Consider the following 14,816-nt stretch of genomic DNA (forward strand, 5'->3'; position numbering starts at 1 on the left):
TTGCCCCTGTAGAAAAAATTAAGGGAGTGGATGGCAGAATGAAAAAAATGGTTGTAGGTTTAGCCTTTACATTTGGGTTAATGGCCGCACCGAATCTTGGTGAAGCGTCATTATCCGCAGATACGATTTTAAATACTGGTGCGACAGGGGACGATGTCCGCACCGTACAAGAAGAAATGAGCGATGCAACATCGCATTCCTTAGCGATCGATGGCATTTACGGACCGAACACCCGTGAAGCTGTACTTACGTTCCAACGAGACAACGGTTTGCAAGTGGACGGCATTGTCGGCCCGGAAACCATCAGTGCGATGAGCGGGACAAGCAGCTCTTCTGACAGCAGCTCCAGTCAAACATCAAGCTCCGGGTCGACGTCCGGCAGCTGGGACGGATCCGTGCTTAGAAGCGGCGACCGCGGCGGCGCCGTAAGCGATCTTCAATCGGAATTGAACAGCGCTACGTCGCACTCATTAACAGTTGACGGCGTCTACGGACCGAAGACGCGCGCAGCGGTTACAGCGTTTCAACAAAGCGCCGGCATCGGCGTTGACGGCATCGCCGGACCGAATACTTACAGCGCGATGACCGGTTCATCATCGTCCAGCGATTCATCCGGAAGCAGCAGCTCGAATGATTCAGCAACATCCGCTAGCGGCGGCGGCTTCGTCGAAAGCTTGATCTCTGAAGCGGAAAGCCACATGGGCACACCGTATTCTTGGGGCGGCGCACAGCCGGGAGCGATGGACTCGAGCGGCTTTATCGTTTACTCGTTCAGCCAAGTCGGCATTGACTTGCCGCGTACGCACGCAGACTACTACCCGCTCGGTACAGACGTTTCAAGCCCGCAGCGCGGCGACGTTGTGTTCTTTGAAACGTACAAATCCGGACCGTCACACGCCGGTATTTACCTTGGCAACAATCAGTTTATCCATTCCAGCTCGTCACAAGGTGTTACCGTCGACAGCATGAGCAACTCATACTGGGAGCCGCGTTACATCGGCGCGAAGCGATTCCACTAAAACGAACCGCCAAAAGAACCTCGGGCCGCTGTCCGGGGTTCTTTTTATTACCTTAATGGTCTGTACGGAATTTTTGCACCGTCGGCTGCAATTCGTTCGCTTCTAAACGGAAACGGGACTTGACGAACCAATCTGTATATTACATTTTAATCTTCCTTTGACAATATTTGAATGAATAAGAGATTTTTTCATCGTTCTGACATCTGAATGTCACGAACGTAACTTGATTGTTACTTAACTCAACGATTTGTAATTACATTCACAAACTTTCTTGATAATTTCGTTCTATACTAACGCTTGTAGTAAAAAATGAGGGAGTGAATGAACGATGAAAAAAATGGTTGTAGGTTTAGCTTTTACGTTTGGCTTAATGGCCGCACCGAACCTTGGTGAAGCAGCATTATCAGCAGACACGATTTTAAACACTGGTGCGACAGGGGACGATGTCCGCACCGTACAAGAAGAGATGAGTGACGCAACGTCGCATTCCTTAACGATCGATGGCATTTACGGTCCGAAAACCCGTGAAGCTGTACTTACGTTTCAACGCGATAACGGTTTGCAAGTAGACGGCATTGTCGGCCCGGAAACCATCAGTGCAATGAGCGGGACAAGCAGCTCGTCTTCTAACAGCAGCTCCAGTCAAGCGTCAAGCTCCGGTTCGACGTCCGGCAGCTGGGACGGCTCTGTGCTTAGAAGCGGTGACCGCGGCGGCGCCGTAAGCGACTTGCAATCGGAATTGAACAGCGCTACGTCGCACTCATTGACAGTTGACGGCATCTACGGACCGAAGACGCGTGCAGCGGTTACAGCGTTTCAACAAAGCGCCGGCATCGGCGTTGACGGCATCGCCGGACCGAATACTTACAGTGCAATCACCGGCTCAAGCTCTTCCGCTTCAGACTCCTCCGGAAGCAGCAGCTCAAGTGATTCAGCTACCTCAGCAAGCGGCGGCGGTCTCGTGGGAAGCTTAATCTCCGAAGCAGAAAATCACACGGGAACACCTTATGCTTGGGGCGGCACAACACCGTCCGGCTTTGACTGCAGCGGGTTCATTCAATACGTCTTTAATCAAAACGGGATCAACCTCCCGCGGACGGCATCTCAGCAATGGAATGCCGGAACGTCGGTATCTTCACCTCAAGTCGGCGATGTGGTCTTTTTTGAAACGTACACATCCGGCCCTTCGCATAACGGGATTTATCTCGGCAACAATCAATTTATTCATGCCGGTTCATCAACCGGTGTGACAGTGTCCGATATGAACTCAAGCTATTGGTCTTCCAGATATCTCGGCGCAAAACGTTTGCACTAAAACAACGCCAAATGTACAAAAAAGTCCCGAGCAGCTTTGGCTGCTCGGGACTTTTTCTGTTAATGATCGGTACGGAATTTCTGCACCGTCGACTGCAATTCGTCCGCTAAGCGGGCCAATTCCTCACTCGAACTGGCTATCTCTTCCATCGATGCCGTTTGTTCTTCAATCGCTGAGGACATTTCTTCGGTGCTCGCGGCATTCTCCTGCGAAATGGCCGAGAGGTTTTCAATCACTTGAACGATTTCTTCTTTCTTCCGCTGCATCGATGCCCCGGACTGATTCAAATCGCCGATCGTCGAATGCATCCGTTCGATCGCCCCGGCGACACCCTCCAACTTTTCTGAGGTTGAATGAACGCTTTCCGACTGGACATCGGCTGTTTGTTTGGACGTTTCCATCCGCTCGACAGCTTCAGTTGTTTTTTCACCGAGCTTATCGATGATTTGATTAATTTCTTCCGAAAATTTATTTGACTGTTCCGCGAGTTTGCGGATTTCATCGGCGACGACGGAAAACCCTTTGCCTGCTTCTCCGGCCCGGGCCGCTTCAATCGAAGCGTTGAGTGCGAGCAGATTCGTCTGCTCAGAGATGTTTTTGATCATTCCGCTCGCGTTTTCGATCTTTTCCGTATTTGCGTTCGTTTCTTGAATAATCCCTTGGACAGCAACAATTTCTGCATGATTTGATTTTGTTTTTTCGATCAACTCTTGTACGAGTTTCATCCCGTCATCTTTTAAATCGGTCACGTCATCAGCAATATCGTTTAACTTCGCGACGTATTCTTGCTCGTGTTCAATGTATTCGCCAAGCTCGGCAACTTCGTGTGAGCCTTTTTCCGTATCCTTCGCTTGATCAGCCGCCCCTTTGGCGATGTCTTCAATCGTATTTGCCACTTCTTCAGCAGCTTTCGATGATTCAGCGCTTGTTGCCGTCAATTCTTCTGAAGAAGCGGACAAACGCTGGGAAGCATCGCCGACGTCATCGAGCACAGAGCGAAGATTCGCTTTCATTTGCTCAAAATGACGGCTGATTTCGCCCAGCTCATCATTTGTCGCCAGCCGTTCGTTTTCGGTTAAATCCCCGGCTCCAGCTTCTTTCATGCTTGAAATCAACGAGGTCATCCGCTTGCGGACGCTGCGCATAAACAAGAGGGCAAACACACCGACAAGCGCAATCACCCCAGCTGCCACCCCGACAGACTGCCACAGAATCGCTCCCATCGTCTCATTAATCGTTTCTTGCGACGCTCCGGTAAACCACATGCCGATTATGTCATCATTTCCGTCAAAAATCGGCCGGTATGCCGTCTGCATGTCGACACCTAAAATATCGGCCTCGCCAAAATAACGCTCGCCGTTTTCGAGTACGCGCTGCGAAACGTCTCCTTCCGCTTCAGCCGAAAGCGCCCGTTCATCATCGATGATTAAGTTTGTCGTTACCGGCATCGTGTCTTGGAAAATCGTCACCAGACCGCCGGTTATCTCACCGATTTCGTCGGCAAGGCCGTAATCACCGGAAATTTGATGATCGCCTTTGTACAATTCGCCGTTTTCGAGCGCCCATTCCCCTTCATATCTGTCATCTACCATTTGGTAAGCGAGATCAAGATCCGACTGTGCTTTTTCGGATGCAAAACTCTCGATGCCGTCCTCCACTTGAAAATATGTAAGCCCGACGATCGCTCCCGCCACGATGATGACTAAGCTGATCATCAAGACGTTCACTTTTGTTAAAATATTCATTTTTTTGCCACTCCTTCTATGTTTTTCAACTCGATATGTTTTAAGATATCATACCTACAAATTGAACCATAGAACTTTTTGTCAGCTGTCACAAATAAAACAAAAGTCGCACGCCTGTTTTTAAGGTGTGCGACTTAGCTTGTTATCTATTTGTCCGGCGCCGGCCGTGCATTTCTTCAAGACGCTGCTGATTTTCATAATCCAATTGAACGCGGCTTGCTGTCGCATCGTCTTGATCTAAATACTTTCCTTCATACGGTTCGGCTTCTCTGTCGACTTCAGCCAGCACGAGTTGACAAATCCGCCGGTCGACATCCAGCTCAATCGGCAAACGGTTTGCATTGTACAATTCCAGCGTAATCCGCCCGCGAAAACCCGGGTCAACCCAGCCGGCATTTTGGATAAATAAACCGAGCCGTCCGATCGAACTGCGCCCTTCGACAAAGGCTGTCAACGAGGACGGCAAAGCAATCGTTTCTTTCGTCGTCGCCAAGAGAAATGATTGCGGCGGAATGACAATCGAACCTCGTTCGCCGACATCAATTTCACGGTACGCCGCTTCGGAAGTGAGCGACAATTTCGTGCTTAAATGATCGTCGATCACAAGAAAATGATGACCGAGCCGCAAATCGATCGAGGCGGGCTGAATTTGTTCCTGCTCAGTTGATCTCGGCTCTATTTGCAATTCACCGCTGTTTAATTTCTCCTGAATTGTCTTGCCGCTTAAAATCATAACCATCCCTCCAAAAACATCGTTTTCATCCATTTTATCTCGATCAATCAAAAAAGAAAACCTGCCGGCGGGCAGGTTTTTAGAGTGTTGACAAAGTCATGACATCGATCGATGTCCTATTAAAAGGAACGGATGACGACGCATCGTCCGGCTTCTTTCACCTGAAGGTATCACTGCGACATCGGCTCAAAAAGACTTCGCCGTGTCTTACTAGTCCGCGGGCGAGCGCCGAGCCGCTTCGGGCTGATGCCCTGCAGGGTCTCGTCTGTCTAGCTATCCCGCCGGAAAAAGCCGGGATGCTTGGTCATCCTCTTTCTTTGAATCGAGTGTTTTCATAATAAAGGAAGCCGCGCATCCACTCCTCCGACGCCTCCGGGAAAGCAAGAGACGAAGATCCGGATTCGGCGGTCTAAGACCGCCGAATACTAGCTGAGTCCTTGCCCGGGGCAAGCGGAGGTTAGTGGCTGCGTGGCTTACGTCAAAATAATAATATGTCTACAAGCTGAAAACCTGCCGGCGGGCAGGTTTTCTTGGCAGTTTTATTTTAGTGCAGCTTAATGCAATCGCCCTTTTCACAGAAATCGAGCGTTTTATTTTCGAATAACCATAGGTCATCTTCTTTAATAAAGAAATGAACCCCGTTTACAACAACAGTCCAATCGCCTTGTTCGGAATGATCGCGATCAACTCCGAGGAAAAATCCTTCCGCTCCGCGAACGAACAAACGCACTTCATCATCTGAAGTCAGTTCCATATCATCCTTATACATCTCTGCTGCGCGCTCAGTAATTTGTAACATTGAGCATTCCTCCTTCATAATGGTAAGCCATTCACAAAAACGGATCGACGACGCTGTGGAGTAAACAAAAACAAGGTTAACAACATAACCGCAGTGTTTTGTGAATCATTTCACTAACTTGATATATATAATATATAAGATTATTTACTTAAACGCAATGACTTTCACTAAACGTTCATATCTCTTTAACTCAAACTGTTCACAAAAAAAGCCTGTCCCCTACGGACAGGCTTCAGAGTGTTGACAAAGTCATGACATCGTTAGATGCCATCTTAAAAGGAACGGATGACGACGCATCGCCCGGCTTCTTTCACCTGAAGGTATCACTGCGACATCGGCTCAATAAGACTTCGCCGTGTCTTACTAGTCCGCGGGATTAAGCCGGGATGCTGGGTCATCCTCCTTTTTTGAATAGAGTGTATTCATAAAAAAAGAAGCCATGCATCCACTCCTCCGACGCCTCCGGGAAAGCAAGAGACGAAGATCCGGATTCGGCGGTCTCAAGCCGCCGAATACTAACTGAGTCCTTGCCCGGGGCAAGCGGAGGGCAGTGGCTGCGTGGCTTACGTCAAAATAATAATTTGTCTACAATGAACCTGCTCCCTACGGGCAGGCTTTTTAAGCAGAGGATTTCAACGGAAGTTCGAGCACGAAACAGGTGCCTTCTGGAGAAGTCTCATACAATCGGAGATCGCCGCCATGGTTTTGTAAAATGCGCTGGGCGATCGGCAGACCGAGTCCGGTTCCGTTTGCTTTTGACGTTTCAAACGGATAGAACAAATTTTTTCGGATATCTTCAGGAATCCCCAGACCGTCATCGCAAATAAACAGCTGATAAACTGTCGGGCTGACATCTGAATAAATCCTTACCGTTCCGGCCCCTTCCAGTGCTTCCCCGGCATTAACAAGAAGATTATAGATCACTTGCTTCAGCTGTTCCGCGTCGGTTTGAACACCGACCGTATCGACATCTACCTTAAAGGCAACACCGCGGAATATTTCTGATTTCGTGATCAGCGGCATAATCTCAGCAACAATGTCTTGGATATTTACGTCGCTGATTTTCGGCGAACTCGGTTTGGCGAGCATCAGCATTTCTTCGATAATCGCATCGATTCGCGCCAGTTCTTTGTGAAGCAAAGGGAGGTGAAACTCGCTTTTTTCTTCATCAGGAAGCGTCTGGTCGATTAAGGAAATGAAACCGTCAATCACCGCCAATGGATTGCGGATTTCATGCGCAGCTCCGGCTGCCAGAGCACCGACCGCGGCAAGCTTTTCAGTTTGCTTCATTCTTTGTTCCAGTTCATCCGTTTCTGTAATATCAACAAAATAGTAGATGTAGCCGAACACGCTGTCATGATCGGACAGTGCAGCTTTAGATACAAGCAAACTGCGGGTTTCTCCATCTTTTTGAAAGAGAATTTTCTCATTGGAAAAAAGCTCTTCCGAACTGATCTTTTGCCAAAAAGCCGTGTTGTCTTGATCGTGCCCTTTTTTACACAAGATTTGCTCTTTGACTGTCTGTTCATCTTCTTTTAAATAATCAATCGCAGCTGAGTTCAGCGTAAAATCGTTATCGCGCTGATTGTAGGTGATCACACCGACTGGCAGCGAATCAAGAATTTGTTCCCGGTATTTTTTGTCATGGACAATCTGCTGAAACGATTCTTGCAAGGTTAAAGACATCTCGTTAATCGAACGGGTAAGCGAGGATAACTCGATTTGATCGTTTTCCTCTAATGTTTCCCCGTAATGGCCGCGTGCGATCGATGCTAATTTTTCTTCCATCTCTTCAATCGGCTGCGTAAGACTGGCACTTAATCTGTACGATACCGAAAATGCGATGCAAATTGCAACGGATGTCAAAACGAGCAGAGCAATGACTGACTGCGTTATAATCGCTGACAAGTCTTCGCTGTAAGTGCTCATAGACCGGGTTAACCGCTCCTGATAAGCTTGCAAATCTCTGTTGATTTCCTCCAGCTGCGGGTTGTACTCTTCTTCAACAAACGTCTCGGCTGCAGTTGGTCCGCTAAAACGAATCAATCCGCGGATATGGTTTAAAATAAGAAAGTCGAGCGCCTCAATCTGGTGCTCGATCGTCTCAATCGTCTCCGGTTTCTCCGGCATATTATCACGGAGATCGTCAGCAGACTGATCAATATAGTTCTCGTATGTATCGGCAAAATCACAGCAGAAAAAATTATCTTTCGCGTGACTCACCATGTACTCACGGACATTTAACTGTTCCTCGTAATGATAGACCCAAATCAGTTCCGGGACGTCTTCTTCGGCAATTTGGTTGCCGGTTTGATTCATCTGATCAATCCCGCGGATAAGAAAAACCGAAAACGTCATCAGTAAAACGGTCAATGCCAAAAAAATAATTAATATTTTACTTCGAAACGTCATCTGTTGAAGCAACAATTTCATAATTAATCCTTTCTATCTTCACGGCTTAACTGGCAGCTCGCCGTCGTGCATGTGTTGATATTCTTTTTGAAACTGCTCTCGCTCGTCAGCAGAAAACATCGGTCCCAGTTCAGCCAAGTCATAAATGTCATCTTCGAAAGTCAAGGTGTGGGTGCCCGATTGAATGCCTTCAGAACTGTAATGATCTTCCATAATTCGATTATACGCCAACGGGATTCGTTTGACTACACTTGTAAGGACCGAATTTTCCGCCATATACGCTTGGTCTTCGATATAACCGATGACATAAACATCATGCTCAGCCGCATATTCGATCACATGCTGGTTATACGCATTGCCTTTCGAGTAGATGACATCGACACCTTTCGCAGTCAACTCATCCAATTTTGACACTGCCGCTTCCCCGTTGTTACGCCCGGGAATAAATTCTGTAAATAATTCCACTTCAGGACCATAATGATCGATTCCTTTAGCAAAGTAACGTTCCCTTTCTTGTTCAACTTCAGGTTCGAGAAAACCAATCCGGCCTGTCTCTGACTTTTGCACAGCGGCATAGGCCGCAAGAAATTCCGCCGGGCCTTCATCTAATGTGTATGCAGCCGTGTTTTCACCGGACGCGTGCCCTTGAATCGTGACAAAGTGCTTGTCTTGATACCGTTCAGCGACATACCCAAACGGATCGGAAAATTCTTTGCCGTGGCCGATCACAAGCTCCGGCTCTTCTTCATCGATTATTTCGTGGACTTTGTTGATTTTATCTATTTCTCCTGAGATTTCTGTATGCAAAGTGACGGTCGCATTGAACGATTCTTCGATTTGCAGCTTGCCTTTGTAGGCTAAGCTTCCCCAGCTTTGATCGGCAATCACATCGGACGTCAGTACACTGACACGCGTCGGATGATTTTCTTCTTGAGCCGCATTTTCTGATACGGTTTCTGTCAAAAGCGGATATGCCCGTTGTAGAAGAGTCGCCATCAGACCTGCCGCAACAATGATTGAAACAATCAGTATAATTCTCGGCTGACGTTTTTTTTCCTCCAATCACGACCCTCCTTCTCGTGCTCTTGCCGTTTTCGAACTGAACGTTGTGTTGACTTAATGATACCTAAAAATAGTCCTAGGGTCTATGAGCATAATTAAAGTTGCTTTAAAGCGTTAAACGAATTAATCGCTTAAAACAAGCAAAAAGAGCCAGGTATAAAGACTGGCTCTTTTGCTATCTTTACTCTTTGCCCTTCGCCATAGCGCGGGCTTTTTCGAATGTGTCCAACACCGCTTTTTCCGGCGGTTTGCTGAGCAAACTGAACACGACAATCATAATCGATGACACGACAAAGCCGACGACGAGTTCATAAAGCGAGAAGAAACCGGCATCTGTTTGCAAAAACGTCACCCAAATCCATACGGTCAACGCGCCGGAGATCAGTCCGGCTAGGGCTCCGCCCCGGGTCATCCGCTTCCAGAATAAACTGAACACGACCACCGGTCCAAATGTCGCACCGAGTCCGGCCCAAGCGTAGCTGACGAGCTCAAGCACCGTGCTGTCCGGGTCCTGTGCGAGGATTAATGCGATCACAGCGATTGTCAGCACCCCTAAACGCCCGACAAGGACAAGTTCTTTTTGGTCAGCGTTTTTACGGATGAATCCTTTGTAAATATCTTCAGCTAACGCCGAAGATGATACAAGCAGCTGTGAGTCAATCGTGCTCATAATCGCAGCTAAAACGGCCGCCAGCAAGATCCCGGCAATGACAGGGTGAAAGAGCGCTTGCGTAAACATAAGAAAGACCGTCTCATGGTTATCAAGCGGTGCATCGGCAAAGTAAGCAATCCCGACCAGACCGGTCATAACAGCACCGGTCATCGATAAAATTACCCAAGTGATCCCGATGCCTTGCGCTTTTGGCAGCTCTTTCATCGATTTAATCGACATAAATCGGACGATGATATGCGGCTGGCCGAAATAACCGAGTCCCCAGCCGAGAAGTGAAATAATCCCGATCGCGCCGACCCCGCCAAACAGTTCTAAGTTTTGCGGGTCAACCGCACGCACTTGATCGAACGTCGGGCCGATCCCGCCCAACTCCATAATCGCCCAAATAGGAATGATGATTAAAGCTAAAAACATTAAAATCCCTTGGACAAAGTCCGTCCAGCTGACGGCTAAAAAACCGCCCAAAAATGTGTATCCGATAATAATCAGCGCACCGATATAAAGCGCGAGCTGCTGATCGATGCCAAAGGTGCTTTCAAACAGCACCGCTCCGCCGACAAGACCGGAAGAAGTATAAAATGTGAAGAAGACGAGCAGGGCAAGCGCTGATACGATCCGCAACGAACGCGACGTATCATTAAACCGATTTTCGAAAAAATCCGGAAGGGTAATCGAATCATTCGCCACTTCCGTGTACGCACGCAGTCTCCCGGCGACAAGCATCCAGTTGATTACCGCACCGACCGCCAGTCCGATCGCAATCCAGGATTCAACGAGTCCGCTTAAATAAAGCGCACCCGGCAAACCGAGCAATAGCCAGCTGCTCATGTCCGAAGCTCCGGCCGACAACGCCGCTACCCCGGCTCCGAGCCGTCTGCCCCCGAGTACATAGTCTGAGAGTGTGTCCGTCATCCGATAAGCGATCAACCCAAGAACCATCATACCGATTAAATAAATAACAAATGTTGTTAAAATCGGCGTTAAGTTTTCGACCACAACGTTTCCCTCCTTTGAACAGACCGCTCAGTTTTCAAGCGAATCGTATTCGATTTGTATAGACGCTTCGTCCCTCCTCCTTTCGTACGTGATTAGCTTTATTATACTTCTTTTTCTGAATATTTTGAAGAGCGATTTTTGGCAAAAAAAGACGCCCCAAAACACGGAGCGTCTTTTTTATCAGCCTGTATTCAACAGTCCCGCTGCAACACCGCTGATCGTGAGCAGCACTTCTGTCATCAATTCATCGGAATGATCGCCGTTTTCTTCGCGCATCTTTTGAATCAAATCAACTTGCAAATAGTTAAGCGGATCGACGTACGGATTTCTTAAGTGAACCGAGTCTTGAATGTTCGGTGTATAGTCCAACAGCCGCTCACTCTTCGAAATTAACAGAAGCATCTCTTTTGTCCGTTCGAACTCATCTTGGATATCTGCGAAAATCCGCTGGCCGATTTCTTCATCTTTAACTAAATTCACGTACTCCTTGGCCGTAAACATATCTGCTTTCATAAGCGCCATTTGCAGATTGTTGATCGTCGATTGGAAAAACGGCCAGTTTTCATACATTTCCTGCAGCAGTTTGACATTTTCTTCGCCTTTTTCGGCAAAAGATGCCAAGCCTGTGCCTGCTGCATACCAAGCCGGGAGCATTTGCCGGCACTGTGTCCAGGCAAACACCCAAGGGATCGCCCGTAAGTCTTCAAACCGTTCGCTTCCTTTGCGGCTCATTGGGCGCGAGCCGATATTGAGTTCTTTTAATTCGTTTAGCGGTGTCGTCTGTTTAAAGTAGGTCAAGAAATCTTTGTCGCCAAAAACAAGTCCTTGATATTTTTTCAGCGACTGTTCAGAAATCTCTTCCATCGCTTCTTCCCAGACCGTTTGCCGCACGTCACAGCCTTCACCCGGGGTGGCATACACTCGTGCTGAAGAGCTCAGCAAAGCGGAAGCCGCTTGTTCTAAGTTGCGAAATGCAATATCTCCGAGCAAGTAACGGGATGACAGCACCTCGCCTTGCTCAGTAATTTTAACACCGTCGCCAAGCGTTTCACCGGGCTGCGAGGCAATCGCGCGATTCAGCGGACCGCCGCCGCGGCCGAGCGAGCCGCCGCGCCCGTGGAAAAACTTCAAGCGCACATCGTACTCGCGCGCCATATTATGAATTTCCAGCTGCGCGTTAAATAGCTTCCAGTTCGCTGTAAGCGTGCCGCCGTCTTTGCTTCCGTCTGAATAGCCGAGCATAATCTCTTGGTGATTGTTTCGCCGTGTCAAATGATCGCGGTATACGTCAAGTTCAAACAGACGTTTCATAATTTTCGGACCGGCGATTAAATCCTCGACCGTTTCCAACAGCGGCGCTACATTAAGGTTGCTTTCAACCGATCCGTCGGCATGCAAACGGTAAATGCCCGCTTCTTTAGCCAGCACGAGCACTTCAAGTAAATCGCTGGCCGACTGCGTCATACTGACAAGGTACACGTCAATCGAACGCGGCCCGAATTCATCATGAGCTGCTTTAATTGTTTTGAAGACATTAAAAATATTTTGCGTTTCTTTTGAATAGTCTTCATTTAACAGCATAAGCGGACGCGGGTCTTTCAACACGCCTTGGAGCATATCGATTTTTTCATCTTCAGACAGTGATGAGTAATCTTCTGTCATATGAACAACCCGGAGCATTTCCGTTAACGCCGTTTCATGTTCACCGCTGTGATTGCGAATATCCAATGTCGCCAAGTGAAACCCGAATAATTCAACTTGCCGGATCACCTTGTTTAATTTTTTCAGTTTTTGCCCAGACATCTGGTGCCTTAACACATGTTTGCGTAAAAACCGCAAATCTTCCAGCAATTCTTCCGGATCATCATAACCGATTTTACCTTTGCCGACTTGAGCAAGCCGCTTAAGCACCACTTGAAAATAACGCCGGTATACTTCCGCGCCGATCGGCCACGTATCATTTTTGCGCAAGTATTCTTTTTCATACTTTTCCATCGCTGAAATGAATTCCGGATCTACATCCACGCGGGTCGTCGATTGACTGAATCGTTTCATCAGTTCAGTCAGCGCTTCGTCGTATTTACGCAAGACGAGATCACGCTGCAAGTTCAGCGTCTGCCACGTCACATCCGTTGTGACAAAAGGGTTCCCGTCGCGGTCGCCGCCAATCCAGGAACCGAAATGAATAAAGTTCGGCACGGTAATTTCTTCATTCGGATAATATTCTTCGAACTGTTCTTCCAGCTCTTGATGAACAGCCGGCAAAACGTCAAACAGCGTCTGATCAAAATAGTACAAACCGTTTTTCACTTCATCAATCACCGTCGGCTTGCGGTGCCGCAGCTCATCCGTTTGCCAAAGCGCCGTTACTTCATTAACAAGACTTTCATCTAAGTCGTTCCACTCTTTTTCTGTCAAATACATATTGTCCTGCTGCTGTAAAATCGATGAAATGCGTTTTTGGATTTCTAAAATCGTCCGTTTAGTCGCTTCAGTCGGGTGAGCAGTAATGATCAATTCAATTGAAGAATCATCGAGAACTTTTTGCAAAATATCTTTTGAATAACCGGCTTCTTTCACCGATTTCACCGAAGCTTCAATCGAACTCGGCTGGACGTTTTCACCGCGTTTAAGACGGTAACTGCGCGAACGCCGGATCCGGTGATTCTGCTCTGCGATATTCACTAAATAAAAATAAATCGAGAAGGCGCGGATGACATCTTTACGCATCGGCGACTGCAAATGGTGAACCTTTTCTTTCAGTTTTTTATGGTCGGCATCATTGTGATTGCGGCGAAGTTCTTTCGTCATTTCCCGTATTTCTTCAACCTCATTAAATAGCTCCTCGCCGCCGTGCTCTTTTAACACTTGACCAAGGATAGTACCCAGTCTGTTGACATCCTTGCGCAGCATATAGTGATGTTCGTCTTGTCTTTTGATTTCCATCAAAAAAACCTCCTTATACGGCCGATCCTGTTCGCAGTCGAACCGTTAAAAATATACAGGACCCGTGTTCACAGCGGGGCATTTTAAGTCCCGCAACCTTTACGTATGTCCCGCTCGCGCTAAAAAAATCCCTCGATGAAAAGTTATATAATAATATGCTACCAAAAAGTCACCTTGCAAAGCAATTTTTTTCATACAATTTCGTCAATTACTCCAGATGATCGGCCTTGGCGAATATCCCCGTCAAGCATTAAAACAGTTTATTCAAACGAAAAATAGAAGTAATCGAATCGTTTGCTTTCTCGATTGCAAAGCTCTTTTTCCAGTTCGTCACAAATTGGACACGAACCCTTAACAACTTCTTCACTTTTATACCGTTCACAGCCCTTGTTGATGTTTTATACTTAAGTCAAGAAAGATAGTTAGTGACCACTAACAAACAAACGGCAAGTTTTTCACCGTGAAATCGCACTTATCATTCATTAGCAGCTGAAAACGATGTGGTCGCTGACAAAAAATAAAAATCATTCTTTAGGAGGAATGTAATCATGTTTATGGATTTCTTAAGAAACAACAGTATCGCCGCCGCTATTTTGACAGTCGTCCGGGTTTACTTAGGTTGGCAATGGCTCACCGCAGGCTGGGATAAAGCATTCGGAGCCGAACCGTTTGACGCAAGCGGATTTATCCAAGGTGCAATCGGAAGTGAAGAAGTTGCTGAAGGTTACCCGACGTATCACGCCTTTCTTGAAAACTTTGCCGCACCAAACGCAGAATTGTTCAGCTTCATGGTTGCTTGGGGCGAAGTACTCGTCGGACTCGGCTTAATCGTCGGTGTTCTCACAACAGCCGCTGCTTTCTTCGGCGTCACAATGAACTTTGCCTTCATGTTTGCAGGTACAGTTTCGTCGAACCCTTGGTTGCTGCTTCTCAGCTTCTTCATCTTGGCTGCAGGTTACAATGCCGGCAAATTCGGCGGCGACCGCTGGGTAATCCCTTACCTTCGCAGCAAAGTATTCAAAGGCAAAATGACACCAAAAGACCAGCAATCTGACAAATCAGCTGCATAATTTAAAAAACAGGCTTCCGGCATCCCGGGAGCTTGTTTTTTGTTTA

Annotated in this window: 12 protein-coding genes; 5 read left to right on the forward strand and 7 right to left on the reverse strand. The window is 47.5% G+C overall.

The genetic code is table 11. The features are described from left to right. The first annotated feature begins 38 nt into the window (after positions 1–38). Complete coding sequence (locus EDD67_RS00930; RefSeq protein WP_121439319.1) at positions 39–1,019, forward strand: C40 family peptidase; 981 nt, start codon at positions 39–41, stop codon at positions 1,017–1,019. Positions 1,020–1,347: 328 nt separating this feature from the next. Further along, positions 1,348–2,334: a C40 family peptidase gene (locus EDD67_RS14125; RefSeq protein WP_093072828.1), complete on the forward strand. Its 987-nt coding sequence runs from the start codon at positions 1,348–1,350 to the stop codon at positions 2,332–2,334. Positions 2,335–2,393: 59 nt separating this feature from the next. On the opposite strand, the gene EDD67_RS00940 is transcribed toward EDD67_RS14125, so the two are convergent. Continuing rightward, positions 2,394–4,079: a methyl-accepting chemotaxis protein gene (locus EDD67_RS00940; protein ID WP_121439320.1), complete on the reverse strand. Its 1,686-nt coding sequence runs from the start codon at positions 4,077–4,079 to the stop codon at positions 2,394–2,396. A gap of 142 nt (positions 4,080–4,221) precedes the next feature. Further along, entirely contained in the window at positions 4,222–4,812 is a 591-nt protein-coding gene (dcd, locus tag EDD67_RS00945) for a dCTP deaminase (protein WP_093072830.1), read from the reverse strand. A gap of 98 nt (positions 4,813–4,910) precedes the next feature. Between dcd and EDD67_RS00950 the strand changes: the two genes are divergently transcribed. Beyond that, positions 4,911–5,150, forward strand: coding sequence for a hypothetical protein (locus EDD67_RS00950; protein ID WP_123875785.1), 240 nt, complete (start codon positions 4,911–4,913; stop codon positions 5,148–5,150). 206 nt (positions 5,151–5,356) lie between these two features. On the opposite strand, the gene EDD67_RS00955 is transcribed toward EDD67_RS00950, so the two are convergent. Further along, positions 5,357–5,611 carry a hypothetical protein gene (locus tag EDD67_RS00955; RefSeq protein WP_121439321.1) on the reverse strand — a complete coding sequence of 85 codons (255 nt, stop codon included), beginning with the start codon at positions 5,609–5,611 and terminating at the stop codon, positions 5,357–5,359. 251 nt (positions 5,612–5,862) lie between these two features. Between EDD67_RS00955 and EDD67_RS14130 the strand changes: the two genes are divergently transcribed. Beyond that, entirely contained in the window at positions 5,863–5,991 is a 129-nt protein-coding gene (locus EDD67_RS14130; protein ID WP_277872117.1) for a hypothetical protein, read from the forward strand. Between the two features lie 238 nt (positions 5,992–6,229). On the opposite strand, the gene EDD67_RS00960 is transcribed toward EDD67_RS14130, so the two are convergent. The 4 genes from EDD67_RS00960 to ppc form a co-directional block, all read right to left on the reverse strand. Beyond that, positions 6,230–8,044: a sensor histidine kinase gene (locus EDD67_RS00960; protein WP_121439322.1), complete on the reverse strand. Its 1,815-nt coding sequence runs from the start codon at positions 8,042–8,044 to the stop codon at positions 6,230–6,232. An 18-nt stretch (positions 8,045–8,062) separates the two neighbouring features. Next, the gene (locus EDD67_RS00965; protein ID WP_121439323.1) at positions 8,063–9,085 is read right to left on the reverse strand and encodes a BMP family ABC transporter substrate-binding protein; all 1,023 of its coding nucleotides are present in this window, start codon (positions 9,083–9,085) and stop codon (positions 8,063–8,065) included. 181 nt (positions 9,086–9,266) lie between these two features. Beyond that, positions 9,267–10,754: a sodium/proline symporter PutP gene (gene putP, locus EDD67_RS00970; RefSeq protein ID WP_093072835.1), complete on the reverse strand. Its 1,488-nt coding sequence runs from the start codon at positions 10,752–10,754 to the stop codon at positions 9,267–9,269. Between the two features lie 180 nt (positions 10,755–10,934). After that, the gene (gene ppc, locus EDD67_RS00975; protein ID WP_121439324.1) at positions 10,935–13,700 is read right to left on the reverse strand and encodes a phosphoenolpyruvate carboxylase; all 2,766 of its coding nucleotides are present in this window, start codon (positions 13,698–13,700) and stop codon (positions 10,935–10,937) included. A gap of 548 nt (positions 13,701–14,248) precedes the next feature. Between ppc and EDD67_RS00980 the strand changes: the two genes are divergently transcribed. Then, entirely contained in the window at positions 14,249–14,770 is a 522-nt protein-coding gene (locus EDD67_RS00980) for a DoxX family protein (RefSeq protein WP_121439325.1), read from the forward strand. Positions 14,771–14,816 lie beyond the last annotated feature (46 nt).

This window comes from Salisediminibacterium halotolerans (assembly GCF_003814815.1).
Classification (GTDB): Bacteria; Bacillota; Bacilli; order Bacillales; family Salisediminibacteriaceae; genus Salisediminibacterium; species Salisediminibacterium halotolerans.

Excerpts from the sequence above, each read along its gene's own strand:
- EDD67_RS00955 (WP_121439321.1), bottom strand. The coding sequence starts at position 5,611 with ATGTTACAAATTACTGAGCGCGCAGCAGAGATGTATAAGGATGATATG.
- EDD67_RS00950 (WP_123875785.1), top strand. The coding sequence starts at position 4,911 with ATGACATCGATCGATGTCCTATTAAAAGGAACGGATGACGACGCATCG.
- EDD67_RS14125 (WP_093072828.1), top strand. The coding sequence starts at position 1,348 with ATGAAAAAAATGGTTGTAGGTTTAGCTTTTACGTTTGGCTTAATGGCC.
- EDD67_RS00960 (WP_121439322.1), bottom strand. The coding sequence starts at position 8,044 with ATGAAATTGTTGCTTCAACAGATGACGTTTCGAAGTAAAATATTAATT.
- EDD67_RS00930 (WP_121439319.1), top strand. The coding sequence starts at position 39 with ATGAAAAAAATGGTTGTAGGTTTAGCCTTTACATTTGGGTTAATGGCC.
- EDD67_RS14130 (WP_277872117.1), top strand. The coding sequence starts at position 5,863 with ATGACATCGTTAGATGCCATCTTAAAAGGAACGGATGACGACGCATCG.
- dcd (WP_093072830.1), bottom strand. The coding sequence starts at position 4,812 with ATGATTTTAAGCGGCAAGACAATTCAGGAGAAATTAAACAGCGGTGAA.
- EDD67_RS00980 (WP_121439325.1), top strand. The coding sequence starts at position 14,249 with ATGTTTATGGATTTCTTAAGAAACAACAGTATCGCCGCCGCTATTTTG.
- EDD67_RS00940 (WP_121439320.1), bottom strand. The coding sequence starts at position 4,079 with ATGAATATTTTAACAAAAGTGAACGTCTTGATGATCAGCTTAGTCATC.
- ppc (WP_121439324.1), bottom strand. The coding sequence starts at position 13,700 with ATGGAAATCAAAAGACAAGACGAACATCACTATATGCTGCGCAAGGAT.